20 protein-coding genes are annotated in these 22,178 nt (G+C 70.3%); 5 read left to right on the top strand and 15 right to left on the bottom strand.

The genetic code is table 11. The annotated features are described in order from the left end of the window. Nucleotides 1-263: 263 nt before the first annotated feature. A complete protein-coding gene (locus ACIGXX_RS23590) occupies nucleotides 264-896 on the bottom strand; it encodes a TetR/AcrR family transcriptional regulator (protein WP_399978427.1) in 633 nt (210 codons plus the stop codon). Nucleotides 897-1,086: 190 nt separating this feature from the next. Here ACIGXX_RS23590 and ACIGXX_RS23585 point away from each other — a divergent pair, with 190 nt between their 5' ends. Both ACIGXX_RS23585 and ACIGXX_RS23580 read left to right on the top strand, forming a co-directional pair. Continuing rightward, a complete protein-coding gene (locus ACIGXX_RS23585; RefSeq protein ID WP_399978424.1) occupies nucleotides 1,087-2,484 on the top strand; it encodes an MFS transporter in 1,398 nt (465 codons plus the stop codon). Further along, the gene (locus ACIGXX_RS23580; protein WP_399978420.1) at nucleotides 2,481-3,758 is read left to right on the top strand and encodes an FAD-dependent monooxygenase; all 1,278 of its coding nucleotides are present in this window, start codon (nucleotides 2,481-2,483) and stop codon (nucleotides 3,756-3,758) included. Before ACIGXX_RS23585 ends, ACIGXX_RS23580 begins: the two co-directional genes overlap by 4 nt. A gap of 66 nt (nucleotides 3,759-3,824) precedes the next feature. Here ACIGXX_RS23580 and ACIGXX_RS23575 read toward each other — a convergent pair whose 3' ends face one another. Continuing rightward, on the bottom strand, nucleotides 3,825-4,247 hold the full coding sequence (locus ACIGXX_RS23575; protein ID WP_351168120.1) for a MerR family transcriptional regulator: 423 nt from the start codon (nucleotides 4,245-4,247) through the stop codon (nucleotides 3,825-3,827). 49 nt (nucleotides 4,248-4,296) lie between these two features. Between ACIGXX_RS23575 and ACIGXX_RS23570 the strand changes: the two genes are divergently transcribed. Then, complete coding sequence (locus tag ACIGXX_RS23570; RefSeq protein WP_399978416.1) at nucleotides 4,297-5,181, top strand: NAD(P)-dependent oxidoreductase; 885 nt, start codon at nucleotides 4,297-4,299, stop codon at nucleotides 5,179-5,181. A gap of 60 nt (nucleotides 5,182-5,241) precedes the next feature. Here the strand turns inward: ACIGXX_RS23570 and ACIGXX_RS23565 are convergent, their stop codons facing one another. The 7 genes from ACIGXX_RS23565 to ACIGXX_RS23535 all read right to left on the bottom strand — a co-directional run bounded on the left by ACIGXX_RS23565 (nucleotide 5,242) and on the right by ACIGXX_RS23535 (nucleotide 12,574). Beyond that, the gene (locus ACIGXX_RS23565) at nucleotides 5,242-6,045 is read right to left on the bottom strand and encodes an SDR family oxidoreductase (protein WP_383822118.1); all 804 of its coding nucleotides are present in this window, start codon (nucleotides 6,043-6,045) and stop codon (nucleotides 5,242-5,244) included. A 229-nt stretch (nucleotides 6,046-6,274) separates the two neighbouring features. Then, on the bottom strand, nucleotides 6,275-7,387 hold the full coding sequence (locus ACIGXX_RS23560) for a HAMP domain-containing sensor histidine kinase (protein WP_351168114.1): 1,113 nt from the start codon (nucleotides 7,385-7,387) through the stop codon (nucleotides 6,275-6,277). Nucleotides 7,388-7,495: 108 nt separating this feature from the next. Next, on the bottom strand, nucleotides 7,496-7,822 hold the full coding sequence (locus ACIGXX_RS23555) for a hypothetical protein (RefSeq protein WP_399978412.1): 327 nt from the start codon (nucleotides 7,820-7,822) through the stop codon (nucleotides 7,496-7,498). 57 nt (nucleotides 7,823-7,879) lie between these two features. After that, the gene (locus ACIGXX_RS23550; RefSeq protein WP_399978409.1) at nucleotides 7,880-9,547 is read right to left on the bottom strand and encodes an amidohydrolase; all 1,668 of its coding nucleotides are present in this window, start codon (nucleotides 9,545-9,547) and stop codon (nucleotides 7,880-7,882) included. Between the two features lie 41 nt (nucleotides 9,548-9,588). Then, a complete protein-coding gene (locus ACIGXX_RS23545) occupies nucleotides 9,589-10,431 on the bottom strand; it encodes a mycofactocin-coupled SDR family oxidoreductase (RefSeq protein WP_383822129.1) in 843 nt (280 codons plus the stop codon). Between the two features lie 256 nt (nucleotides 10,432-10,687). Next, entirely contained in the window at nucleotides 10,688-11,728 is a 1,041-nt protein-coding gene (locus ACIGXX_RS23540) for a pentapeptide repeat-containing protein (protein WP_399978404.1), read from the bottom strand. Between the two features lie 420 nt (nucleotides 11,729-12,148). After that, nucleotides 12,149-12,574 carry a DUF6299 family protein gene (locus ACIGXX_RS23535; protein ID WP_361471320.1) on the bottom strand — a complete coding sequence of 142 codons (426 nt, stop codon included), beginning with the start codon at nucleotides 12,572-12,574 and terminating at the stop codon, nucleotides 12,149-12,151. A 481-nt stretch (nucleotides 12,575-13,055) separates the two neighbouring features. Here ACIGXX_RS23535 and ACIGXX_RS23530 point away from each other — a divergent pair, with 481 nt between their 5' ends. After that, entirely contained in the window at nucleotides 13,056-13,805 is a 750-nt protein-coding gene (locus ACIGXX_RS23530) for a dienelactone hydrolase family protein (RefSeq protein ID WP_361471322.1), read from the top strand. A gap of 69 nt (nucleotides 13,806-13,874) precedes the next feature. Here ACIGXX_RS23530 and ACIGXX_RS23525 read toward each other — a convergent pair whose 3' ends face one another. From ACIGXX_RS23525 to ACIGXX_RS23500, 6 genes are all read right to left on the bottom strand, one after another. Beyond that, nucleotides 13,875-15,542, bottom strand: a complete 1,668-nt coding sequence (locus ACIGXX_RS23525; RefSeq protein ID WP_399978399.1) for a bifunctional 3-(3-hydroxy-phenyl)propionate/3-hydroxycinnamic acid hydroxylase — start codon at nucleotides 15,540-15,542, stop codon at nucleotides 13,875-13,877. Next, the gene (locus ACIGXX_RS23520; RefSeq protein ID WP_399978396.1) at nucleotides 15,539-16,681 is read right to left on the bottom strand and encodes a 2,3-dihydroxybiphenyl 1,2-dioxygenase; all 1,143 of its coding nucleotides are present in this window, start codon (nucleotides 16,679-16,681) and stop codon (nucleotides 15,539-15,541) included. Before ACIGXX_RS23520 ends, ACIGXX_RS23525 begins: the two co-directional genes overlap by 4 nt. 30 nt (nucleotides 16,682-16,711) lie before the next feature. After that, the gene (locus tag ACIGXX_RS23515) at nucleotides 16,712-17,425 is read right to left on the bottom strand and encodes an AMP-binding protein (RefSeq protein WP_399978393.1); all 714 of its coding nucleotides are present in this window, start codon (nucleotides 17,423-17,425) and stop codon (nucleotides 16,712-16,714) included. Between the two features lie 130 nt (nucleotides 17,426-17,555). Beyond that, the gene (locus ACIGXX_RS23510; protein ID WP_399978390.1) at nucleotides 17,556-18,515 is read right to left on the bottom strand and encodes a fumarylacetoacetate hydrolase family protein; all 960 of its coding nucleotides are present in this window, start codon (nucleotides 18,513-18,515) and stop codon (nucleotides 17,556-17,558) included. A 376-nt stretch (nucleotides 18,516-18,891) separates the two neighbouring features. Continuing rightward, nucleotides 18,892-19,524 carry a TetR/AcrR family transcriptional regulator gene (locus ACIGXX_RS23505; RefSeq protein WP_351168093.1) on the bottom strand — a complete coding sequence of 211 codons (633 nt, stop codon included), beginning with the start codon at nucleotides 19,522-19,524 and terminating at the stop codon, nucleotides 18,892-18,894. 202 nt (nucleotides 19,525-19,726) lie between these two features. Further along, nucleotides 19,727-20,437 (bottom strand): TetR/AcrR family transcriptional regulator C-terminal domain-containing protein, encoded by a 711-nt coding sequence (locus tag ACIGXX_RS23500; RefSeq protein WP_351168091.1) that lies wholly within the window; start codon nucleotides 20,435-20,437, stop codon nucleotides 19,727-19,729. Between the two features lie 140 nt (nucleotides 20,438-20,577). Between ACIGXX_RS23500 and ACIGXX_RS23495 the strand changes: the two genes are divergently transcribed. After that, nucleotides 20,578-22,128: an FAD-dependent monooxygenase gene (locus tag ACIGXX_RS23495; RefSeq protein ID WP_399978385.1), complete on the top strand. Its 1,551-nt coding sequence runs from the start codon at nucleotides 20,578-20,580 to the stop codon at nucleotides 22,126-22,128. Nucleotides 22,129-22,178: the final 50 nt, after the last annotated feature.

The raw sequence follows: 22,178 nt of genomic DNA, 5'->3' as shown, positions 1-22,178 counted from the left end.
TTGGCGGCACCCAGGGGACGCGGCGGACATGTTCGCCGACGATCCGCACTCCGCCTAGTTTCGGCAGGCCCGTGAAAAGCCCGTGGAAGCAGCGGGCTTGGGTCTGTAGCTTCCGCAGTCATGCCGCTGGCGTGCTCAGGCGAGTCAGGCGAGGATGACCGCCAAGTGGAGCACGGCCGAAGGCGCACGATCGGCAGCTGCAGCGTTCGGCCCGCCCGGCCGCCGGGGTGTCTCCTCTGGCGCGACGCGTCCACTCCTGCGCCCTACGTGGCCCGGTAGGCCCGGAGGAAGGTTCGCACTCCCTCGATGACGAGGGGACGGACGCGCGAGTCCTCCGCGGCGTTCGCGGAACCGAGCCTGTCCAGTGCGACGCCGAAGGTCAGTGCGATGAACTGGTCGGCCGCGAGCCGGGGGTCGGGGACGTGGAGCAGTCCGGCCGCGGCGAAGGCGGCGAAGCGCTCGGCGATCGCCTCGTCGGGGGTGTCGGCCATGGAGTTGTAGCCCCGGTGCGGCAGGTGGCCGGATTCCGCCCGGACCAGACGCTGCAGCGTCGCGTACTCCGCCGAGCCGAGCATGTCGGTCGCGATGCGCATCGAGAACGCGACCAGGGCGTCCTCGAGGTCGGCGTCCTCGGTGACGTCGGTGAGGGTGTCGTCGAGGGTGCGCCGGATCGTGGTGATCAGTGACTGGCCGACGGCGTCGACGACTGCTTGCAGCAGCGTCTTCTTGTCGCCGAAGTAGTCGTAGACCGTCCGCTTGGACACCTCGGCCCGGGCGGCGACCGCGTCGACGCTGGACCGGTCGAACCCGTCGGCGAGGAACAGTTCCCGGGCGGCCGAGAGGATGGCGGCCCGCTTCGGCGTGGACCCCTCGCGCAGTGTCTTCGTGGTCGGCATGGGCTCATCCTAACTCTCCTACACTGCACGGTGTAGTGTAATACTGGCTCGGTAGGTGCCGAACTCCTGCACCCGCTCTGCCCGGGGGGCCTGCCTGCGCCATCTCCGTTACCACTGAACGGAGTTCACCCCGCCGTACGACCTCGGGTCCGTCCACAACTCGCCGCCCGGCAACGACGGAAGGACGTCCATGACCGCAACTCTGGCTCCGCCGGTCCGCATCGCGAAGGCCGCTGTCTGGGCCCTCGGCCTGCTGGCCGTCGCCACCGGCGCCCTGGAGTCGGTGGTGGCACCGACGCTCCCGCTCCTGGAACGCGAGCTCGATATGAGCCACGCCGAAGGGGCGTTACTCAGCGTCGTGCTCCTCATCACCGGCGCACTGGTCACACCGGTCGCGGGAAAGTTCGGCGACCGCTACGGAGGAAAACGGGTCCTGATCCGGCTGATGGCGGTGGTCTGCGCCGGAGGTCTGGTGTCCGCCCTGGCGCCGAACATGCCCGTTCTGCTGCTCGGCCAGGTACTGCAGGGAGCGATGGTGGGCGCGCTGCCCCTGTCGTTCATCCTGGTGCGCGAACACCTCCCGGCGGGGGAGTCGAAGGTGGCCATCGGAGTGGTCAGCGGGCTGTTCGTCGGGGGCAGCATGGCGGGCACACTGTCGGCCGGGCCCGTGGCCGAAGGACTGTCCCGGCACTGGATGTTCGCGCTGCCGACGATCGCGGTCATCGCGGCCACCCTGCTGGTGAACCGGCTGATGCCGTCGGACGAGCCGGGCCGGTCGGACGGCGCCCGAGTGGACTGGCCCGGCCTGGCTCTCCTGAGCGGGACGCTGGTCACGCTCATGCTCGTGCTCGCCGTCGCACCCGATGTCGTCTCGCAGCCACTGGTGCTCTGCGCCCTCGTCGTGGTGCTGGCCGCCTTCGTGACCGGATGGATCGCCGTTGAGCGCCGAGCGGCCTCGCCGATGATCGATCCGCGCATGCTGGCACGGCCCACGATATGGAAGGCGTGCGTGCTGACGTTCGTGATCTGCGTCGGTACGTCGGTGGCCATCTATCTCGTCCCGCAGCTGTTGGCGGTGCCCTCCCGTGAGTACGGGTTCGGGGCCGGAGCCACCGAGATCGGCTTCATCCTGCTGCCCGGCGCCGTGGCCGCGTCGCTGGCCGGGCCGCTGAGCGGGATCGGGGCGCGGCGTCTCGGCTCGCGTGCCGTGGTCATGACCGGGCTCGCCATCATGGCCGTCGCCCTGATCGCCCTGGCAGCCGTGCACGCCGAGATCTGGCACCTGGTCGTCGGCAAGGTGATGATCTCGCTCGCCAACGGCCTGTGCGTCACGGCGATGGTCACCGGCATCGCCACCTCCGTCGACCGGAGCGACACCGGCATCGCCACCAGCCTGGTCCTGGTGACGCGCGTGATCGGCTTCGCCGTCGGTGCGCAGCTCGGCGGCGCGGTCCTCACCGCCGGCACCCCTGACGGGTCGGATGTCCCGGCCCCATCGGCCTTCACCACCGGCTTCGTCATAGCCGGCGCCGTCACGGCGCTGTCCCTGCTCGTCGCCCGCACCCTGAGCAAAGGAGTCAAGGAATGACCCGCACCGATCAGTCGACGGACAGCCGTACCGCGCCGAGGCGCGAGGTCCTCATCTCCGGGGCCAGCATCGCGGGGCCCGCCCTCGCGTTCTGGCTGAACCGCCACGGATTCGCGGTCACGGTGGTCGAGAAGGCGGGCGCGCTCCGTGGCGGCGGCTACCCCATCGACGTACGCGGCACCGCACTTGAGGTCGTCCGCAGGATGGGCATCCTGCCGCGACTGCGGGAGGCGCACATCGACCTGCGCCGGCTGACCTTCCTCGACGCGGACGGCAAGGAGGTCGCCTCGGTCAACCCGCACGCTGTCACCGGCGGTGTCGCGGGACAGGACCTGGAGGTGCGGCGCGGGGATCTGACCGACGCTCTCTACGCGGCGGTCCGTGACGACGTGGAGTTCCTGTTCGACGATTCCATCGACACCCTCGACCAGACGGGCCACGGGGTCGACGTCACCTTCCGCGGGGGCAGCACGCGTACGTTCGACATGGTTTTCGGTGCGGACGGTCTGCACTCCCGTACCCGCGAGTTCCTGTTCGGCCCCGAAGAGCGGTTCCACCGCTACCTCGGCTACTGCTTCGCCGGATTCACCATGCGCAACACCTTCGGCCTCTCCCACGAGCTGATGATGTGGAACACCCCGGGCCGGGCCGCCGCCCTCTATGCGGTGGGGGACAACGACGACGTGCACGCCTTCCTGAACTTCGCCCACCCGGAACCGCCGTACGACGCGTTCCGGAACCCCGAAGCCCAACGGGAGCTGGTCGCCACGGTTTTCGCCGACGCGGGATGGGAGGTCCCGGGGATGCTGGCCTGTCTGCGCGACGCGGAGGACCTGTTCTTCGACGCGGTCAGCCAGATCCGCATGCCCCGCTGGTCCAGCGGCAGGGTCGCGCTGGTGGGCGACGCCGCGTACGCGCCCTCGTTCCTCACCGGGCAGGGCTCCAGCCTCGCGCTCGTCGGCGCGTACATGCTCGCCGCTTGCCTGGCCGAACGGGACCACGCTTCGGGCTTCGCCGCCTACGAACACTCCACCCGTGAGTTCGTGACGGTGAACCAGGACCAGGTCGGCAAGGGAGATGCCACGCTCTTCCCCACCACCGCCCGAGCTCTGGAACAGCGCAACACCATGCTGCGCAATCTCAGCGCCATGCCCTCCGCGGAGGGCCGCCCGGCCCATTCGGCCCTCACTCTGCCCGCATTCATGGACAGCGGTGGTCCTGTGGACCATGGGGGTCCCGACGTGCAGTACGCGTGCCCCCAGAACCAGAAGTGACGCGACGCGCCGAGGGGGCGGCTGCCGCCTGGGCCGGTGCCCACCGGCGGGCAGTCTCCCCTCCTCCTACGCCCGGTCCGCCCCGGCCGGAACGGGCTCCTGGCCGATCTGGTCGAAGGGGGGATAGCTCTCGCTGCCCGCCTGCTCGGCCGCATGGATGTAGACGGTCAGAGCGTCGCGGGACTGAGCGAGCTTCTCCATCTGATCGTTCAGCCGTTGTAGCCGTGACCGCATCGCGGACAGCAGCTCGGCACACCCGGGCAGCTCCGGGGCCTCCCCGACCGCACAGGGCAGCAGGTAGGCGATGTCCTCGGAGGACAACCCGGCGCCCAGCAGATGCCGGATCTGCTTCACCCGCAGCATGGCGGTCTCGTCGTACTCGCGATACCCGTTCGCGCGGCGGTCGGCCTCCAGCAGGCCCTGGGCCTCGTAGTAGCGCAACTGATGGGCGTTGACGCCCGTTCGGCGACTCAGTTCCCCAATACGCATCGAAACCTCGCTTGACCTTCACACCGGTATGAACGTTGACGATGCTGCCATGAACAACAAAACCGATGCACCCATTACCGTCATCGGCCTCGGACGGATGGGCCAGGCACTCGCCGGCGCATTCTTGAAGGCCGGCCATCCCACCACCGTGTGGAACCGCACGGCCTCCAAGGCCGACCAATTGGTGGCCGAGGGCGCACAACTGGCACCGACGATCGGTGACGCGCTCAAGGCAGGCTCCCTGACCATCCTTTGTGTCACCGACTACCCGGCCATGTACGAGCTGCTCGGCGCGGACGACGTTGCCCTGGACGGCACGATGCTGATCAACCTGACCTCGGGCGACTCGACGCAGGCCCGCGAAGCCGCCCGATGGGCCGAGCAGCACGGCGCCCGCTACCTGGACGGCGCCATCATGGCCATCCCGTCGGGGATCGGAACCGCGGAGGCGGTGATTCTGCACAGCGGGCCGCAGCAGGACTTCGAGGCACACCAGCCCGCCCTCGACGCGCTCGGCACCGTCACCTACCTCGGCGCGGACCATGGTCTGGCCTCCCTGTACGACGTGGCAGGACTGGCCATGATGTGGAGCGTCCTCAACGCCTGGCTCCAGGGAACTGCCCTGCTCAGGACGGCCGGTGTGGACGCAGCGACGTACGCGCCGTTCGCGCGGCAGATCGCTGCCGGGGTGGCCGAATGGCTGCCCGGATATGCCGAGCAGATCGACAGCGGCTCCTTCCCGGCCGAGGTGTCGGCCCTGGAGACCGACGCGCGGGCGATGACGCACCTGATCGAGGAGAGCGAGGCGCTGGGCGTCAACGCCGAACTGCCCAAGCTGCTCAAGAAGATGGCCGACCGCTCGATCGCCGCCGGGCACGGAGGGGAGCAGTACCCCGTACTGATCGAGGAGTTCGGCAAACCCCACGACGACTGACCGGTACCGCGACCGCGGCGGGAGGGGACGCCGAGGCGGACGGTCCGAGGCACCGCAGGCCTAGGCGAGCCCGCCGTTGCTCATCAGCAACTGGCCGTTGATCCACTCGCCTTGCCTGGAGCACAGGAAGTCCACGAGGTGCGCGGTGTCCTGTGGGGTGCCCAGCCGGCCGAGCGGGGTGCTGCGGACGCAGTGCTCGCGGACTTCCTCGGGCATCCAGCCGGTGTCGACCGGCCCGGGATTGATCGCGTTGGCGGTCACGCCGAGGTGGGCGAGTTCGTGGGCGGCGGCGAGGGTGATGCGGTCCAGGGCTCCCTTGCTCGCTCCGTAGGGCAGGTTGCCGACCGTGTGATCACTGGTGAGGCTGATGATCCGGCCGGTTCCCCGTGCTGAGGTGAAGCGGCGTCCGAACTCGCGGATGAGCAGCCAGGTGGCGCGCGTATTGACGGCGAAGTGCCGGTCGAAACTCTCGACGGTGGTGTCAAGCAGCCCGGAGTCGACGGATTCGCAGTGGCTCATCACCAGCGCGGTGACACGGCCCATCCGCTGTTCCACCTCGTCGAAGACGCGTGCCGGGGTGTCCGGATCGGCGAGATCCGCCTCGATCGCGGTGGTGGACGCCCCGTGTTCGGCCAGAGCTCGGCGGATCGCTTCGGTCGCGCCGGGCTCGCTGCCCCAGCTCATACGGTCGTCGTAGGGGGACCAGTAGGTGAAGGCGATGTCCCAGCCCGATGCGGCCAGCCGACGGGCGATGCCGGCGCCGATACCGACGGTGCGGCCCACGCCGGTGATCAGGGCGAGCGGTCGGTCGGTCGAAGGACCCTGTCCCGGGACGGGCTGGTCAAGATCGGTGTTCGTCGTCACGGTCCGGAATGGTTCATGAACGGCACCGGAGCGTCAATCGCTTTCCTGCACGTCACGTCACGGACGGTTGATGCCGAGCGGGCGGCCCGGCCTGGAACGCCCGGCGACAGGCGCCGGGCGTGGTGCCCAGGGTGTCGAGGAAACGCCTGCCGGGACGAGTGCCGTGACACGGTGCGTGGCGGGAAAGTGCCGGAGAACGTTGGTCAAGACACCAGGGGAGGCTCTTCACCTATCGCTGCGCGGGGCTGGCCGTCACGGGCAGTTCCACGGTGATGCGGAGTCCGCCGGTGGGGCGTGGGGTGAGGGTGAGGGTCCCGTCGTGTGCGTGGGTGATGGCCTTGACGATGGTCAGGCCGAGGCCGACGCCCGCTTGGCCGGTGTGGATGCGCTCGGTGCCGCGCTGGAAGGGTTCGGTGAAGGCCGAGGTCCGCTGTGGGGTGAGCTGCTCGCCGGTATTTTCCACGGTGAGCGCGACCGTCTTGGGGCGGACGCTGGTACTGACCCGCACGGTGCCCCGTTCGGGCAGGTTGTGGACGATCGCGTTGTGTACGAGGTTCGTGGCCAGCTGGAGCAGAAGCGCCTGCGACCCGGTCGTGGGGGCGATGTCGCCGCTGGTCTCCAGCGTGACACCGTGCTCTTCCGCGAGGGGCAGGAGTGTCTCGGTGGCCTCTTCCGCCATGAGGGACAGGTCGACGTGTTCTCGGGTGAACGACCGCTGGTCGGCGTGGCTGAGCAGGAGCAGCGCCTCGGTGAGGTCGATCGCCCGGGTGTTGACGGTGTGGAGGCGGTCGACAAGTTCGCCGCTGACGCGGCTGGGATCGGAGCGGGCCGCGTCGAGAAGTGCCTTCGAGATCGCCAGCGGGGTGCGCAGCTCGTGCGAGGCGTTGGCCGCGAACCTCTGCTGTTCGGCGACGTGCGATTCGAGCCGGGCGAGCATCGCGTCGAAGGCGTCCGCGAGTTCGCGGAACTCGTCGTTCCTGTCGGTCAGCCGGATGCGGTGGGAGAGTGATCCGCCGGTGGCCATGCGGGTGGCATGTGTGATGCGGGTCAGCGGGGCGAGCATGCGGCCGGCGAGGAGCCACCCTCCCACGAGGCCGAAGACCAGCAGGATCGCCATGACCGCGGCCGCCCTCGGAGCGAAGACGCGCAGGAGCTGGGACCTGATGGGAAAGATTCCCTCGGGGCCGTCGTCGGGGTTGTAGAGCATGGCCCGGTCGGGGACGTACCGCAGGAGGAACACCCACACCGCCGCCATCAGCAGCGCGCCGGCCAGCATGAGAAACCCGGCATAGCTGAGGGTGAGTTTGACGCGGACGCTGACGCCGGGCTGCTGCCTATCCACGCTCCTCTGCCTCACATCCGGAGTCGATGCGGGAGCCGACGCCCGGCACGGTGGCGATGATCTGGGGCATGCCGTCCAGGCTATGCATCCGCGCATATCGTCGGCGTATCAAGCGGTCGGCTGCGGCCCGTGTCCGGACGTGAGGACAGCCAAGCGGCGGAGCCTTTGGCAGTAGCGGACCTCGTCCGGCTCGACCAGGAGCGGCAGAACCCGTTCAAGGTCCCGGAGGCAGTCACGCAGTATCCGTTGCCGCGTAGCATCCAGGGAGCCACCCGCGTTCCGCCAGGTCGACGCGCATCCGGCGATGCCCGCATCGAGCAGTACAAGGTCGATGCCCGCGAGCTCCGCACCACGCAGTGCGGCGGGGAACTCCACGGCCAGATGCTCCCGCCAGAGCTGGGTCACGGCCGCCTGCACGTCACTCGATCTGCCCATGGCGGCATCCTCCTGCATGGGGATGCCGCCATGGGGCTTGCCCCTGCCCTGGCTGCCTCACCGAGGGGGAGCCTGGGAGCGGCGGGCCTTCGCGTCGAAGACCGGCTCGCCCTCGATGAACGTCATCTTGACCTCGGTGGCGTGGACCCGGGTGATCGGCACGTCGAAGGGGTTCTGGTCGACGACGATGAGATCGGCGAGCATGCCCGGTTCGATGCGCCCGACGCGGTGCGCCATGCCCTCCTGGCGCGCGGAGTTGACCGTGAACAGGTCGAAGGCTTCTTCCAGCGTGATCGCTTGGGACTCGCCGAAGCTGTCGGCGCTGCCTCCTGGCTCCTGCCGCGTGACGAGCGTTTCGATGGCGGACCACGGGTTCACCGACGGCACGACGCACCAGTCCGACCCCGCCACCACCAGGGCACGCGCTGCGAGCATCTCGCGCACCGGCCACACGCGTTCGACCGCTTCCGGGCCGACGGCCGCCGCGATGTCGGAGCAGATGGGGGAGGGCTGCCACAAATAGGGGGAGACCTCGAACGTCGCGCCGATCCGCGAAGCGCGCTCGATGTCGGTCTTGGCCACGAACGTGCAGTGTCCGACGTTGTGCATGTGAGGGCTGTGTCCATTGGCCGTGCGGGCGGCCTCGATGGCGCCCAGCGCGGCCCTGACCGCCGCATCGCCGGCTGCGTGGAACTTGACCGTGATGCCCATCCGGTCGAATCGGGTCACCGCCCGATGGAGGACGGCCGGCGCGATCGCCAGCATGCCGTGCCGACCGGCCTGGTCGTCCCGACCCTCCACCGTGTCCTTGTACGGTTCGATCATTGCCGCCGTGTGGCTGTCGGTCGGCACCCCGTCGAGGAAGATCTTCACGCAGTCCGGCGTGACGCGATCGCTCGCGTAGAGGGTGCGTGCGGCGATCACGTCCTCACACGTGGGGTCTTGGGGGGACCACACCAGACACAGGCGCACTCGCTGCCGGACGGCTCCGCGCCCGGCGAGACGGGTGTAGGCCCGCAGCTCGGCCCGCGGCCCGGCCGTGAACCCGACCGCGGCCTCGGTGAACGACGTGATGCCGTACGAGAGCATTTCGTCGAGGGCCCACTCCAGAGCCGCCTCGACGTCGTCGTCGGCCGGTTTGGGAGCCGAGGCGGCGAGCAGATCGGCGGCGGTCTCGCGTTGTATGCCGCTCGGACGGCCCGCGGCGTCCCGCTCGAAGATGCCGCCCGCCGGGTCCGCTGTGCCGGGGCCGATTCCGGCGACCCGGAGTGCGGCGCTGTTGGCCCAGGAGCTGTGCCCGCTGGTGTCCTCCAGGAGCACTGGATTCTCGGGGGCGACCGCATCGAGCATGGTCCGGTCCGGGACGGTGCCGAGCGCGGACGTGTCCCACTGCCCGCCGAGCACCCAGGTGCCGGGGGCGGCGCGAGCGACGTGCTCGGCCACGATGCGCAGGGTGGCGGCCAGGCTCGAGCCCTGGGGGACCTTGCAGCGGCGATCGCGGATCCCGGCGTAGATCGGGTGCACGTGCAGGTCGTGCAGGCCCGGCAGAACGGTGTCGCCGGCCAGGTCCACCACCCGCGTTCCGGGCCCGCGCCGGTGCAGCACGTCCTCGCGGCCGCCGACCCTCTCGATGACACCGGCGCGAAGGGCGATGCCCTGAGCCCAGCCCGAGGACGTCTTGACGTGCCCGCCCACCAAAATCGTATCCGCGTACTGATCGGTCATGGTGCTCCACCTCTCGCTCGGCGGCTCATCGGCTCAGCGGCTCAGCGGCGGTTGATGAACCCGGCGTCGACGGGGAGCGCGACACCGGTGACATAGCGGGCTTCGTCCGAGGCCAGCCACACGATGGCATTGGACACGTCGACCGGTTCGACCGTGTCCACCGGAAGGGCATTGGGCGCCGTCTCGGAAAGCATCGGGTCCTGGGCGACGAACTCGACGATGGCGGGGTCGACCACCATGCGGGTGGCCACACCGGTGGGGTGCACCGAGTTCACCCTGATGCTGTGTGGGGCGAGGTTGTTGGCGTACGTACGCATCAGCCCCACCGCACCGTGCTTGGAGGCGGCGTAGCCAAGGCCGCCGTTGCTGACCCCGCCGATCCCGACCAGTCCGGCGGTGGAGCTGACGATCACGATCGAGCCGCCCTGCTCGGCGGCGGTCATCGAGGGGATGGCCACCTCGATGGTGTGGAAGGTGCCGGTGAGATTGACCGCGATGGCGTCGTGCCACGCCTGCACCCTGTCCTCCACCAGCAGCGGTGCGATTCCCGCGTTGGCCACCACGATGTGGATCTCCCCGAACTCGGCGAGCCCGGCGTCGTACGCCTCTTGGAGGGCGTCTCGATCGCGCACGTCTGTCTGCCGCGCCACGACGCGGCGGCCCAGGGCCCGCACCTCCTCGACCGCGTCGCCCAGTTCCTCTGGCGTCGACTGCGGGTAGGGCACGGTGTCGACGGGCCGGCACATGTCCACCAGGACCAGGTCGGCGCCCTCCTCCGCCATCCGTCGCACGTGGCTGCGGCCGAGGCCTCCGGCCGCGCCGGTGACGAAGGCCACCTTGCCGTCAAGGCGCCCCTTGCCCCTCGGATTTTCCTCATCTGGCATTACGTGACTCCCTGCTGTGCCCCAGGTTCTGTCGCGGAGTGCATGGCTGAGTGTTGGTCCGTTGGCGGGACGCTGTGCAGGTGAGGCGGCAGGCCATGAGGTCGATGCGGGCGAGGCGGATCACGGCTTCGGCGGAGCATGCTTCCGATGTACCGCACGGTGGGCGGCGTGGGGAAGGGAGCCCTCGTCCCGCGCCGGAAGCGTAGTGCTGCAACAGCTGACCTCGACCATCCAAGACCGCCGGCAGGGTCCGGCTTCAGGGGAGCTTCGTCGTGCCGTCGATGCGGGCGGCGTCGATCTCGCTCGGGGCGAGGCCAGCGTGAGTCAGGTCTGTGCCGCGCAGGTCCGTGTCCGTCACATCCGCGCCGCGCAACTTGCCGCAATACGTTTTCGTGAATGAGTTGTTGGGCTGGGATTCCATACACCGCAGATCCGCGCCGCGCAGATCTGCCCCGCCCAGGTCCGCGCCGCGGAGGTCTGCTCCGCGCAGGTCCGCTCCGCGCAGATCCGCGTCAAAGAGGACTGCGTCTCGTAAATCCGCGCAAGGCGTGCCGGTACTGCTGACCTGTACGTCCACGCAGCGCAGATCTGCTTTACGCAGGTCGGTGTCTCCTGCCTCGGCACCGCTGAGACTTACCGCCCGCATGTTCGCGCCGCGCAGGTCCGCGTCGACCAGATTCACCTCGCGCAAATCAGCCTTGATCAGTACGGCTTTACGCAGGTCGGCACCGCCAAGATCAGCAACGCGGAGATCTGCATGGCTGAGATGTGTGTGCCGCAGGTCCGCGTCGTACAGGGACACGCGTCTCAGGTCCGCCCATGGCAAAGAGGCTCCGCTCAAGTGCGCCTTCGTCAGGATCGCGCCCCGCAGTCTGATGCCCATCGTGTCCGACGGGTAGATGTCTGCCTCGGGGAGCCAGAACGCCTGGGGGCGAGGTGGGGACAGGTCGACTTCGGGAAGCCAGATGGATGTGAGGTCCCATACGAAGGCCTCGTCCTGAGTGGTGTCACGATCGGACAGGACCCTCAGGGCTGCCACGACGTCGGCAGGGACGTCCTCTCCGGCCGGCGGTGCTTGGGTGGCGTGGCCACGTGCGTATGCAGCCAGGACGTTGCCGATGGTGGGCAGGTCACGGGACGAGTCCTGCATGATCCGCTGCAGTGCGTAGATACCGCCCAAGCGCACATCCATCGACTCCGCGCCGAGGTTGCCCACGGCGGCGGTATAGCGCTCGGTGATCTGCCCTTCCCTGGTCAGCGCTCTCTCTTCGCGTGCCTGAGCGTTGGCCTGTCTCATCTGTTCGTTCGTCTGCTGTGTCTGGACGTTGGAATACCAAAGCCCGCCGGCCGCGACAGCCGAAGCCACTAGGACGGAGATCAGTTCGGTTCGCCGGGCCCAGTCCAGACCTTCCCGGTTCTGTTTGCCCCGGGTGGTCCGTCGTCTTCTGCCCGCTCGCACGGTGAAGCGGGCTGTGCGGCGGAACCGTGAGGAGCGGGAAGGGGCGGACGGCATAGGCATATCCGACCGTATGTATCTTTCCGTCCGCAGTTAAATCGGAAAATACATCTGCGGTGGGGGGTGCGGCTGCAGTGCCCCAAGCTGCCGTCGCACCGTCCGTCGTTGGCCGGCTGTCACCTCTCCCCGTCCCTCAAGACTCCCCGTCCCTCAAGAGCCGCACCCGTCTGCTTTGACGCGATTGCCCAAGGTGGCGTGGCGTCACTTCTCGGTGAGGGTGATGTCCTGCTGGTGTGTGGCGTGGAAGCGCGGCAGCGGGAGGCTGCTCTGGGAGGTCAGTTCCATCACGGTGGCCTCGACGTGGGCGGCGCCGGGTTGGAGGACGGAAGGCGTGGGGCGACCTGTGTTGGTCCAGGCGTGCTCCATGCCGTCGCAGACCGCGCGGGTGCCACCGATGCCGTGCCGGACCGTGCGATTGTGCTGGACCAGTGAGGAGGACACGAACACGGGGCCGGTGCTGCCGGTGCACCGGTACGTGCCGGAGAGGGTGACGGTGCCGTCCGGGGCGATCCGCCCGGTGGGGTCGACGGTGACCGATTCGTGCGGATCGGCGATCGCATCGGCAGCCGGTGTGGTGAACAGGAACAGCGAGGCGGCGATGGCCGTGACGGCGGGGCGCGATGACATGGGGCCTTCCTGAAGCAGGAGGAACGGGGGGTTCCATCTATAGCGGGCCTCGTGGGCCGGGCGGGAGTGACACGGCGGAGGGGTCGATCGAACGGCGCCGAGCAACCTTCGTACTGAGCAGGCTTGTTGCAGGGGGTGCTCGCCACTGTTGTCGCTGGCCGGTGGGGCAGGCTTCGGCCCGCTGGTGTGCTCCGCCCGGGCGCGGGCCGCGGGCAGGTGCCCCCTGGTCGCCACTGGTCGCCGCTGTCGGAGGGGGCCGAGGGCTGTTGGGGGGCAGTTCACCCTGTGGTCACCGTTCCGCCAGTGCGGTTCGCGCAGAGCTGTCTGCCAGATCGATATCCTCAATGCCGAATGATCCCGGGCGGACAGGTCTGGGTGAAACGAGAGCGAGTTGAGGAGCCGGCAGCAGCCGCGTCGATCCCTGGTCGGCCTCAGCTCCGATCGAGGCTGTGCACTGGCATCAGCCCAAGGAAGGAAGATCTTGCCCACCAAGTCGCTGCAGATACCCACCACGGACGGCCAGGCCGACGCTTTCGCCGCCTTCCCCGACCAGGGCGATCGGCACCCGGGGGTGCTGCTGTACCCGGACGCCTTCGGTGTGCGGCCCGAGCTGGAGGAGAAGGCCCGTGAACTGGCCGGGCACGGGTACTACGTACTCGTCCCCAACTTCTACTACCGGCACGCCCCGGCGCCGGTGATCGAACTTCCCGAGCACATCGGCGAAGAGGCCCGGCCCGCGATCTTCGCCCAACTCATGCCGCTGGTCGAGGCGCACACCACCGAACGCGTCCTGCGGGACGCCGACGCCTACCTCCAATTCCTCACCGCCCAGCCCGAGGTCAGCGCGGGGCCGGTCGGCGTGATCGGCTACTGCCTGGGCGCCGCACTGGCGATGCGCACCGCAGCGGCCCACTCCGACCAGGTGGCCGCCGTCGCCGGGTTCCACCCCGGCTTCCTGGTCACCGAGGCACCCGACAGCCCGCACCGCCTGGTCTCCGAGCTCACCGCCCAGGTCCACCTCGGGCTCGCCGAAGGCGATCTGACGCCCGAGGCCATCAGCGAGCTCACCAAAGCCTTCGATGCCGCGGGTGTCGTCCACAGCATCGAGACCTACCCCGGCACCGTCCACGGCTTCACCATGTCCGACACCGACGCCTTCGACGCCTCCGCACTGCAGCACCACTGGGACCGCCTGCTCGCCCTCCTCGGCCGCACCCTGGCCACCAGCTGAGGACCGGCTCGGAAGCCGAACCTCGCGCGCACGCCGAGCGAGGCACGCGGATGTCGGCGAACTGGCTCGCTACCGCAGGCCGGACCATGTAGCGGGAGGGGCCAGCACCCGGGCCCAGGAGAGGGCGGAGTCCGCGAGGGTGTCCCGGGATCCGCGGGCGGCGGCCAGGACGACGCGGTCGGGGCGCAGGAGGGCACTGCCGCCGTGCAGCCAGGCGCGGAGGGTGCCCGTGGTGTCGGTCACCGGGTCTCCCGTCCCGGAGCCGTCGCCGCCGGGGGCCAGGACGCTGATGAGGCGAGCGGGCAGCGCCTGGGCCAGGCGCTGTTCGGCGGCGGTGGCGGGTTGGCTGGTGAGCAGGGCGAACCCGCTGCCGAGGAGATCGTCGAGGCGCGCGGGCCGCCCGTCCGGGCCAAGGACGGGCGGCTGCGGGCACTGGTGGCCGGGGCGCGCACCCCGGCCGGGCAGGCGAGTGCGGCGGGCGAGCGGACCGCCGTGCAGAGGCGGGCTCACCGTGCTCAGGGCGGCCCGGGACAGCAGGCCGGTGTGCCGGCCGACGGCGATGGCCGCGCGGCGGGTGGCGTTGGCCGCGCGGTGGGCGCTGGTCATGGCGTGGCCGATGCGCACGGCGGTGCGTACGAGGTGGGTGGCGTGGGGGCGGCGCTCGCTCTCGTAGGTGTCGAGCAGTTCCTCGGAGCTCTGTCCGTGAAGGACGCGGGCGAGCTTCCACGCCAGATTGTGGGCATCACGCAGTCCCGCACCGAGGCCCTGTCCGATGAAGGGGGGAGTGAGGTGGGCGGCGTCGCCGAGGAGGAAGACACGGTCCTGCCGCCAGTGGTCGGCGACCTGGGCGCGGAAGGTGTAGCGGGCCATCCGGACGACGTCGAGCTGCTGGTCGGGAACGTCGCCGGTCCAGGGTGCGAGCAGGCGCAGGACGCGGGAGCGGTCGTTCACGGCTGCCGCGGCCTCGTCGTCGAGGCGGAACTCCCAGCGGTAGCGGTCGTCGGCGATGCGCATGTAGGTGGCGGGTCGTGCGGGGTCGCACACCTGGTGGACGCCGTCCCAGGCGGGGAGAGGCACGGGGCAGCGCACATCGACCACCAGCCAGTCCTGGGGCCGGCCGAGGACCTGGTGGCGTGAGCCGATCGCCTGGCGGGTGAGACTCGCGGCACCGTCACACCCCAAGACCGCCGATGCGCTGAGCGTGCGTTCGGTGCCGCTGTGGAGGTCTTTGACCCGTAGGCGGGCGGGTGTGTGGGTGCCGGGGTGCGGGAGGGTGAGGCCGAGGACTTCGGTGGAGCCGTGGAGGTGTGCCCGGGGCTCCTGGGCGAGCCGGTTGCGCAGGATGGCCTCCAGTTCGGGCTGGTCGAACATGTTGGCCTGGGGGAAGCCGTGGGTGCCCAGCGCTTCCTCGCGCGGGAACCGGGCCAGGAGGCGGTGGCGGGAGTCGACGAGCTGCATGCCCAGGGTGGGTCGGGAGCGGGCGGCGAATTCGTCCGCCACGTGCACGGCTTGCAGGATCCGCATGACTTCGTCGTCCATGTGGACGGCGCGGGGCAGCGGGTAGGGGGCGGGGTGGCGTTCGAACACCTCGCAGGGCACGTCGTTCTGCGCCAGGAGCAGGGCGGCGGTCAGCCCTACGGGGCCGGCTCCGATGACGGCCACCGGCCGGCGATCTGGAGCGACGTCCTGGTGCGCGGCGGAGGGGGCGGCCGATTTCCGCTCGGCAGCTGGGCTCATGAGGACATGGCCTTCATGAGGCCGGCCAGGCGGGCCGAGTCGATTTCGTTGTCCTCGCGCAGCGCGGACAGGGTGGCACGCAAGAGCGCGGGGGAGGGGGTGCCGAGGAAGTCGCGGGTGGCGGGTGGCCCCCACTGGGCGAGCCCGGAGGCGGACATCGCGGCCCAGCCGGGGCTGAGGGTGTGGTCGAAGAGGTCGCCGTCGGTGAAGTGCTCGACCAGGAAGCGGTCGGGGTCGCGCCAGTAGTCGAAGATCTGGCTGCCCTGGATGTGGCGGCCGATGCCCCAGGAGCGGCGGTAGCCGCGCTGGGCCAGGTAGGTGCCGCCTGCGACGAGTGCGTCGAGGTCGGCGACCTGGTAGGCGGAGTGGACATAGCCGGGGTCGGGGCCCAGGTGCATGGCCAAGGTGTGGTGATCGGCCGGTTCGCTGCCGCGGTCGCAGCGGATGAAGGCCATGGTGGGGCCGCGGTCGCGCTGGCCGTCGAGGTAGAGGAAGTCGCTGACGAGCAGGCCCAGGTGGTGGAGGTACCAGTTCAGCGTGCGGGTGAAGAAGCGGGTGGCCAGCACGAGGTGGCCGAGGCGCTCCACCTGTGCCGGTGTGACCGGCGGGCGCTGGGGGGTGTTGACGCGTGCGGCGCGCCCTCCGGTGTTCAGGGCGAGAGGGGCCTGTGGGGGCAGGGTGCGGTGTTCGGTGACGCCATGGACGATGCGGACGGGAACGCCGGAGGGGTCCAGGAGGTCCAGGGTGTGGCCGCCGCCGAATTCGTCGAGCGTGTTCACGTGGTGGCCGGTGGCGGCCGCGAGCCGGTCGAGATCGCCGCGTTCGGCGGCGAGGAAGGCCGGGCCCAGGAAGCGTGAGGACGGTCCTTTGCGGATGACCAGACAGTGCGGGCCCGGCATCGTTCCGCGCAGGAAGAGGGCCTCGGGGGTACGGGCGGCGACGGTGAACCCGAAGTCGCGGGCGAAGGTTTCCGCCCGTTCCAGGTCGGGCTTGACGAACTCCAGCCAGGCCAGGTCCCGTACCTTGATCACGGGCTGGGCGGCGCGTCCGGGGTGCTCGTCGGGCTGGGCACCGTACTCACTGTGCAGGCCTTGGTGGGGGTCCGGTGTGGCGGGGGCAGGGGTGTCGGGCGACGTCATGGGTGGCTCCAAGAGGGGCGTTCAGACCGTTCAGACCTGGGTGAAAGCCCAGTCGAAGGTGTAGCGGCCGAGGGCCGCGGTGAGGCGTGCGGTGTCCTGGGCCTCTGCGGGGCGGGGGACGGTGACCCGCAGGCCGGCTCCGTCGATGTGACAGGCGACCGCGTCGGAGTGCGAGGGCAGACCGACGGCGGCGAGTTCGTCGAGCACCGCCTGCTTGAGGGCGTTCATCCGCAGGGGGACCTTGGTCGGTTTGCCCACTGCCGTGACCGGCAGGCTGTCGACGACGATCACGTCCTTGGGCACGGCCGCCTTCTCGTGGAGGAGGGAGCGGGCGTGTGCGATCAGGGCCGGGGAGCGGGTCTGGGGCTCGGGGGCGCCGGGGGCCAGGGAGACGTAGACGATGGGGACCTCTCCGGCGTGGGGGTCGGGACGGCCCACCGCGCTCGCACCGGTGCCGGCGGCGACGATGACGCGGGCTTGGGCGAGTTGCAGCAGCCGAAAGATCTGTGCGGCGGGCAGGTGGGGGTTGACCGGCGCCGCGATTCCGGCGCTCTGCGCGGCCAGCAGCGCGGAGGGCAGCAGTGCGGTGTTGGGCGAGAACAGGCTGACAGCCGTGCTGCGTCCCACGCCGTGGAAGCGGAAGAGGCGGCCGCAACGGCGTGCAGGTCCGCGTAGGTGCGGCTCTGCCCCTGTGCGTAGTCCTCGGCCCGGGGCAGGAAGGTCATGGCAGGCCGGTCGGGCCACAACTCAGCGGCTCGCTCCAGCACGGCGAGGGTGGCGGCGGGCAGATTCCGGGCGGCCAGCGGCACCCTCACGATCTCCGTGAGGGCTGCGGGCGAGGAGTAGTCGGGCCACGGGAGGACCGGGCGCACGGTCATGTCCGCTCCTGGACGGGGGCGGCGCGGACCGGGGTGCGCTGGGTGCCGAGATCGAGAGATCCGTCGGGCGTACTGATGGAAGCCGTGACCACGTCGCCGGGTTTGAGGTAGGCGGGGTTCTTCGCCTGCCGGGCGAAGAAGGCCTGCCACTTCTTGGCCGGCGGCAGCAGGGAACCGATCAGCTCCAGCGCCTTGCCGGGCGAGCGCAGCGCGGTCCCGCCCGGTGTGCCGGTGAGCAGCACGTCGCCGGCCGCCATGGCCTGGAAGCGGGCGAGAGCGGTGAGCGCACGGTCCGGCTTGGTGATCATTTCCGCGGTGGTGCTGTTCTGGCGGGTCTCCCCGTTGACCGTGCAGACCAGGCGCAGCCGCTCCAGGGACGCGAGGTCCTGCTCATCCACGAGCAGGAGGCGCGGGCCGAGCGGGGTGAAGGTCGGGTAGGACTTGCTCTCGTAGAACTGCGTCTTGGGCAGTTGCACATCGCGGGCGCTGACGTCGTTGGCCACGACCAGGCCTGCGACGTACTGGCCGAGTGATCCCGGGGTGACGTCGGCGCCCAGCGGCAGGGTGTCGCCGAAGACGAGGCCGAGTTCCACCTCGTAGTCGAGCAGCCCGACGTGCCGGGGGCGGACGATCTCGGCAGCCGGGCCCACCACCGACCCGGATGCCTTGCGGAAGAACGCCGTGGGTACCTGGTCGGGGTCGAAGCCCGAATCCATGGCGTGGGAACGGTAGTTGACCATTTGGGCCACCACCCGGCACGGCGTCGTCACCGGCGACAGCAGCTCACGCGCGCCGAGTTCCTCCCAGCCGTCGGCGGCCTGGTGGGCCTCCTCGACCGCTGTGCGGTCGGCGAGCAACTCGGCGGTGGTGACGGCCTCCGTGACGATCGGCCGGATGCGGTCGTCGGCGCGCTGGACCCACCAGCCCGCGCTGGTGCGGACAACGGCTGTGCTCATGGGGATCTCCTGCTCAGAGGTGACCGGATGCGTACTGCCTGGCGTGCACGGGAGAGGCGCGTGCGCGTGGAAACGGGGCGGAGCCTTCGGTGGCAACGGTCGGTGGCAACGGAAGGCCACGCCACAAACTGATGAAATCATCATCCTTGATGGTCTGATCTGTCAATCGTGTGTTTCTCGCAGGTGGCGGGCGAGCCGCGCCGATCCCGGGCCCGCTCCGGGGTGGGTGATGCCGTCGCCGCTCCGTCAAGGGGGGCGGGTGCGGGGTGAAGGTCAGACGAGTGCCGGCGGTCAAAAGCCGGGAAGCGGAGAGCGGGTGGAGGCGGCCTCCACCCGCTCTCCGGCGGTCACGCTGCGGCTACTGGGTTCGCGGGGCTCAGCCCAGTGAGGGAAGCGGCTTCGTCGCCAGTTCGTGGGCCTCCTCGGCGGGCAGGCCCAGCATGCGCAGCACCATCTCGGCCGCCTGCTCCCCGGCCGCAGCGGTGACGTCACTGGTGGCCCCCAGCTGGACCAGCCCAAGTACCGCCCCGCCGATCGCGCTGAGGGCGACATGGGCGTCGGCGATGGCGAACCGACCGGACGCCTTGCCCACCTCCAGGTCGCGCAGGGCCCGCGGGCCCAGGCCCGTCCCGCTGTGTACGTGCTGCAACCCACGGAAACGCAGGATCCCGGTGATCTCCGGATGGCTGGACGCCAGGAGCATGGTGAGGCGGACGCTGGTCGCGAAGGTCTCCGCCGGGTCGTCGATGGCGGCGGTCGCGACGTCCAGCAGCTGCCCGTACTCCTCCAAGGCGTCGGCGACGGCCGCGTCGAACAGGGCGTCCTTGGTGTCGAAGTGGTTGTAGAACGTACCGAAACCGACGTCGGCCCGCTCGGCGATCACCTGGATGCTGACGTCCGTCGAGCCCTGCTCGGCCAGGATGCGGCGCGCGGCACCGACGAGTGCCTGCCGGGTCTTGGCCCGGCGGCGCTCGAAACGGTTGGCTGGCTGGGCGGTCGAGGGCTGCATGGGGCGATTCTAGTCCATGACAGAACTGATGAAACCATCAAGAATCACCACCTCAGGGGCCGGGAGGGTCTCCCTCTCTGCGGGAAAGGCGAGGTCGGAGCGGGCGGGAGACGGGGCCCGGCCTGCGGTCGAGCCGGTCGCCTGGCTGGAGCCGTCGCTCGACTCTGACGCGTGGGTCGCGCGTACCGACCCCTCAGCTACCTCAGCGACCGCCACCCAGTCGGGCCGCGAGCCCGTCGAGTACGCAGTCCAGGCCGAACGCGAAATCGACGTCGGGGTCGAGTTCCTCGGCTTCCAGGACGCGGCGGGCGAGCATCGGGTGTTCGCCCGCCGCGAGCACCTCGCTGATGTAGGGGCCGACGCTGCGCTGCCACTCCTCCTCGCTGAGCCCGGTGCGCTGCTCCGCGCGTCGCAGGGCCTGCTGGGCGGCGACCGATCCCAGCACGTAGGCGTGCACGGCGCTGAGTGCCTGCGAGGCCAGGGTGATGTCGGGCGTGAGCGCGACGGCGGCGCGCAGCGCGGACTCGGAGCGCCGCAACGAGTTGGGGCCGAGCGCGGGCCTCCCCGCCAGTTCACCTGCCAGCCAAGGATGCCGCAGCAGCGTCGCGCGCAACGCGTGCGCGACCGCCCCCAGATCGGCACGCCAGTCCTCAGTGGTCTCGGGGAGTGGATCCTCGCCCTGTGCGGCGTCGACCATCAGGTCCACCAGCTCGTCGCGGTTGGTGATGTAGCGGTACAGCGAGGCGGTCCCCGAGCCGAGATCGCCCGCGACCCGCCGCATCGACACCGCCGCCAAACCCTCCGCGTCCGCGACGGCCAGGGCAGCGGCCACGTACTGATCCACCCCCGGCGCGCGTCGACGCGGCTTGGGGCGCGGCCGGGTCCACACCGACGAGGGAGCGGGTTCGGTCATCGGGGCGGTTCCTTTCCTCGTTGACCCGCATCCTACCTTCTGGCTACGGTGTATCCATGACGAATACGGCGTACCCAGAAGTGCCCGTTCCTGCGCCTGTGCCGGTGCCTGCGCCGGTCCCCGCGCCTGTTCCTGCTCCTGTGCTCGTGGTCGGAGGCGGCAGCGTCGGCCTGCTCACCGCGGCGCTGCTCACCCACCACGGCGTCCCCGCGGTGCTCGTCGAACGCCGGTCCGGACCGTCGGTGCACCCACGTGCCACCGGCATCGGACCGCGCACCGTCGAGGTCCTGCGCGAACTCGGGCTCGACACCGCCGTCGACGCCGCCGCGGTCGATCTCCGGGGCGCCGCGGGCAAGGCGGTGGCGCGGACCGTCGTCGAGATGGGCGCGGGCGACGTCGTGACCGTGCCCATGCCGGCCCCGCCCGCCGACGAACTGGATGTGACGCCGTTCAGACTGCGCGGCGTCTGCGCCCAGGACCGGCTCGACGCCGTCGTGGCGGCGGACCTGGCACGCCGCGGAGCGGACCTGCGCTGGTCGACCCGCCTGACCGGCATCGCGCAGGACGCCGACGGGGTCGACGCCGAACTGGAGGGGCCCGACGGCCGCTACTCGCTGCGGTGTACCCGCGTCGTCGCCGCCGACGGCACGCACAGCACCGTGCGGACCGCACTCGGCGTGGGCACTTCCGGTCCGGGCGACCTGGGCAAGTCGATGATCAACATCCTGTTTCGCGCCGACCTCCGACCGCACCTGCGAGGCATGTCCTTCGCCACCTGCACCATCACCGCGCCCCAGGCAACGGGCCTGTTGGCCACCGTGGACGGCGAGACCAACTGGGTCTTTCACGTCCCCTGTGACGTCGACGCCGGTGAACGACCCGAGGACTTCACGCACGAACGCTGCGCCGCCGTCGTCCGGTTGGCGGTCGGCGACCCCCACCTCGACGTCGAGGTGCGCAGCGTGCTCTCGTGGCGCCCCCGCAGCGCAGCGGCCGAAAGCTTCGCCGTCGGCCGCGTGTTCCTCGTGGGCGACGCCGCGCACACCGTCTCGCCCCTGGGCGCGTTCGGCCTCAACACCGGGGTCGCCGACGCGCACAACCTGGCGTGGAAGCTGGCCGCCGTGCACCGCGGCGAGGCCGGTGCCGGGCTGCTCGACACCTACGCGCAGGAACGGGAACCGGTCGCTGCGGCGACACTGGACCAGGCGATGCGCAGGTTTGCCGACCCGGCGCTGCACTGGGGACGCGGACCCGAGGCCGATGCCGCCAGGGCGGCGGCGGGGGTGTGGGCGGCGCCGGTCGTGCACCTCGGCCAGAGGTACGACTCGGCCGCCGTCGTCGAGCCGCGGCCGGACCTCCCGTCCACCGTAGACCTGGTGCTCGACGGGTCGCCGGGTTCACGAGTGCCCCACGCGTGGATCGACGGGGTTTCCACGCTTGATCTGGTGGCGTCCCGGTGGACCCTGCTGGCGGGCGTCGCCGGCGACCGTTGGCTGACCGCCGCGGCGGACCTCGAACTCCCCGCGCATCGTGTCGCGGTCCCGTGGCTCCCCGACGAAGGGGCGCTGCTCGTCCGTCCGGACGGGATCGTCGCGATGCGCGTCACGGTGTCGGCGACGGATTCGGTGCGGTTCCTCACCGAGGTCCTGGACCAGGTGTTGGCCAGGCCGGTCCAGGTGCCGAGCGCCTGAACGTAGGTGCCTCGACGGGTGAGTCGTACGGGGTGGCAACGGGGTGAGCC

Origin of the sequence: Streptomyces sp. NPDC055243 (genome assembly GCF_044544025.1) — a bacterium.
Taxonomy (GTDB): domain Bacteria; phylum Actinomycetota; class Actinomycetes; order Streptomycetales; family Streptomycetaceae; genus Streptomyces.
Note: the sequence above shows the minus strand (reverse complement) of the source record. Positions and strands in the feature narration are given on the sequence as shown.

Excerpts from the sequence above, each read along its gene's own strand:
- ACIGXX_RS23545 (WP_383822129.1), bottom strand. The coding sequence starts at position 10,431 with ATGCCAGATGAGGAAAATCCGAGGGGCAAGGGGCGCCTTGACGGCAAG.
- ACIGXX_RS23525 (WP_399978399.1), bottom strand. The coding sequence starts at position 15,542 with ATGAGCCCAGCTGCCGAGCGGAAATCGGCCGCCCCCTCCGCCGCGCAC.
- ACIGXX_RS23555 (WP_399978412.1), bottom strand. The coding sequence starts at position 7,822 with ATGGGCAGATCGAGTGACGTGCAGGCGGCCGTGACCCAGCTCTGGCGG.
- ACIGXX_RS23520 (WP_399978396.1), bottom strand. The coding sequence starts at position 16,681 with ATGACGTCGCCCGACACCCCTGCCCCCGCCACACCGGACCCCCACCAA.
- ACIGXX_RS23570 (WP_399978416.1), top strand. The coding sequence starts at position 4,297 with ATGAACAACAAAACCGATGCACCCATTACCGTCATCGGCCTCGGACGG.
- ACIGXX_RS23540 (WP_399978404.1), bottom strand. The coding sequence starts at position 11,728 with ATGAGACAGGCCAACGCTCAGGCACGCGAAGAGAGAGCGCTGACCAGG.
- ACIGXX_RS23500 (WP_351168091.1), bottom strand. The coding sequence starts at position 20,437 with ATGACCGAACCCGCTCCCTCGTCGGTGTGGACCCGGCCGCGCCCCAAG.
- ACIGXX_RS23580 (WP_399978420.1), top strand. The coding sequence starts at position 2,481 with ATGACCCGCACCGATCAGTCGACGGACAGCCGTACCGCGCCGAGGCGC.
- ACIGXX_RS23590 (WP_399978427.1), bottom strand. The coding sequence starts at position 896 with ATGCCGACCACGAAGACACTGCGCGAGGGGTCCACGCCGAAGCGGGCC.
- ACIGXX_RS23535 (WP_361471320.1), bottom strand. The coding sequence starts at position 12,574 with ATGTCATCGCGCCCCGCCGTCACGGCCATCGCCGCCTCGCTGTTCCTG.
- ACIGXX_RS23550 (WP_399978409.1), bottom strand. The coding sequence starts at position 9,547 with ATGACCGATCAGTACGCGGATACGATTTTGGTGGGCGGGCACGTCAAG.
- ACIGXX_RS23505 (WP_351168093.1), bottom strand. The coding sequence starts at position 19,524 with ATGCAGCCCTCGACCGCCCAGCCAGCCAACCGTTTCGAGCGCCGCCGG.
- ACIGXX_RS23585 (WP_399978424.1), top strand. The coding sequence starts at position 1,087 with ATGACCGCAACTCTGGCTCCGCCGGTCCGCATCGCGAAGGCCGCTGTC.
- ACIGXX_RS23510 (WP_399978390.1), bottom strand. The coding sequence starts at position 18,515 with ATGAGCACAGCCGTTGTCCGCACCAGCGCGGGCTGGTGGGTCCAGCGC.
- ACIGXX_RS23575 (WP_351168120.1), bottom strand. The coding sequence starts at position 4,247 with ATGCGTATTGGGGAACTGAGTCGCCGAACGGGCGTCAACGCCCATCAG.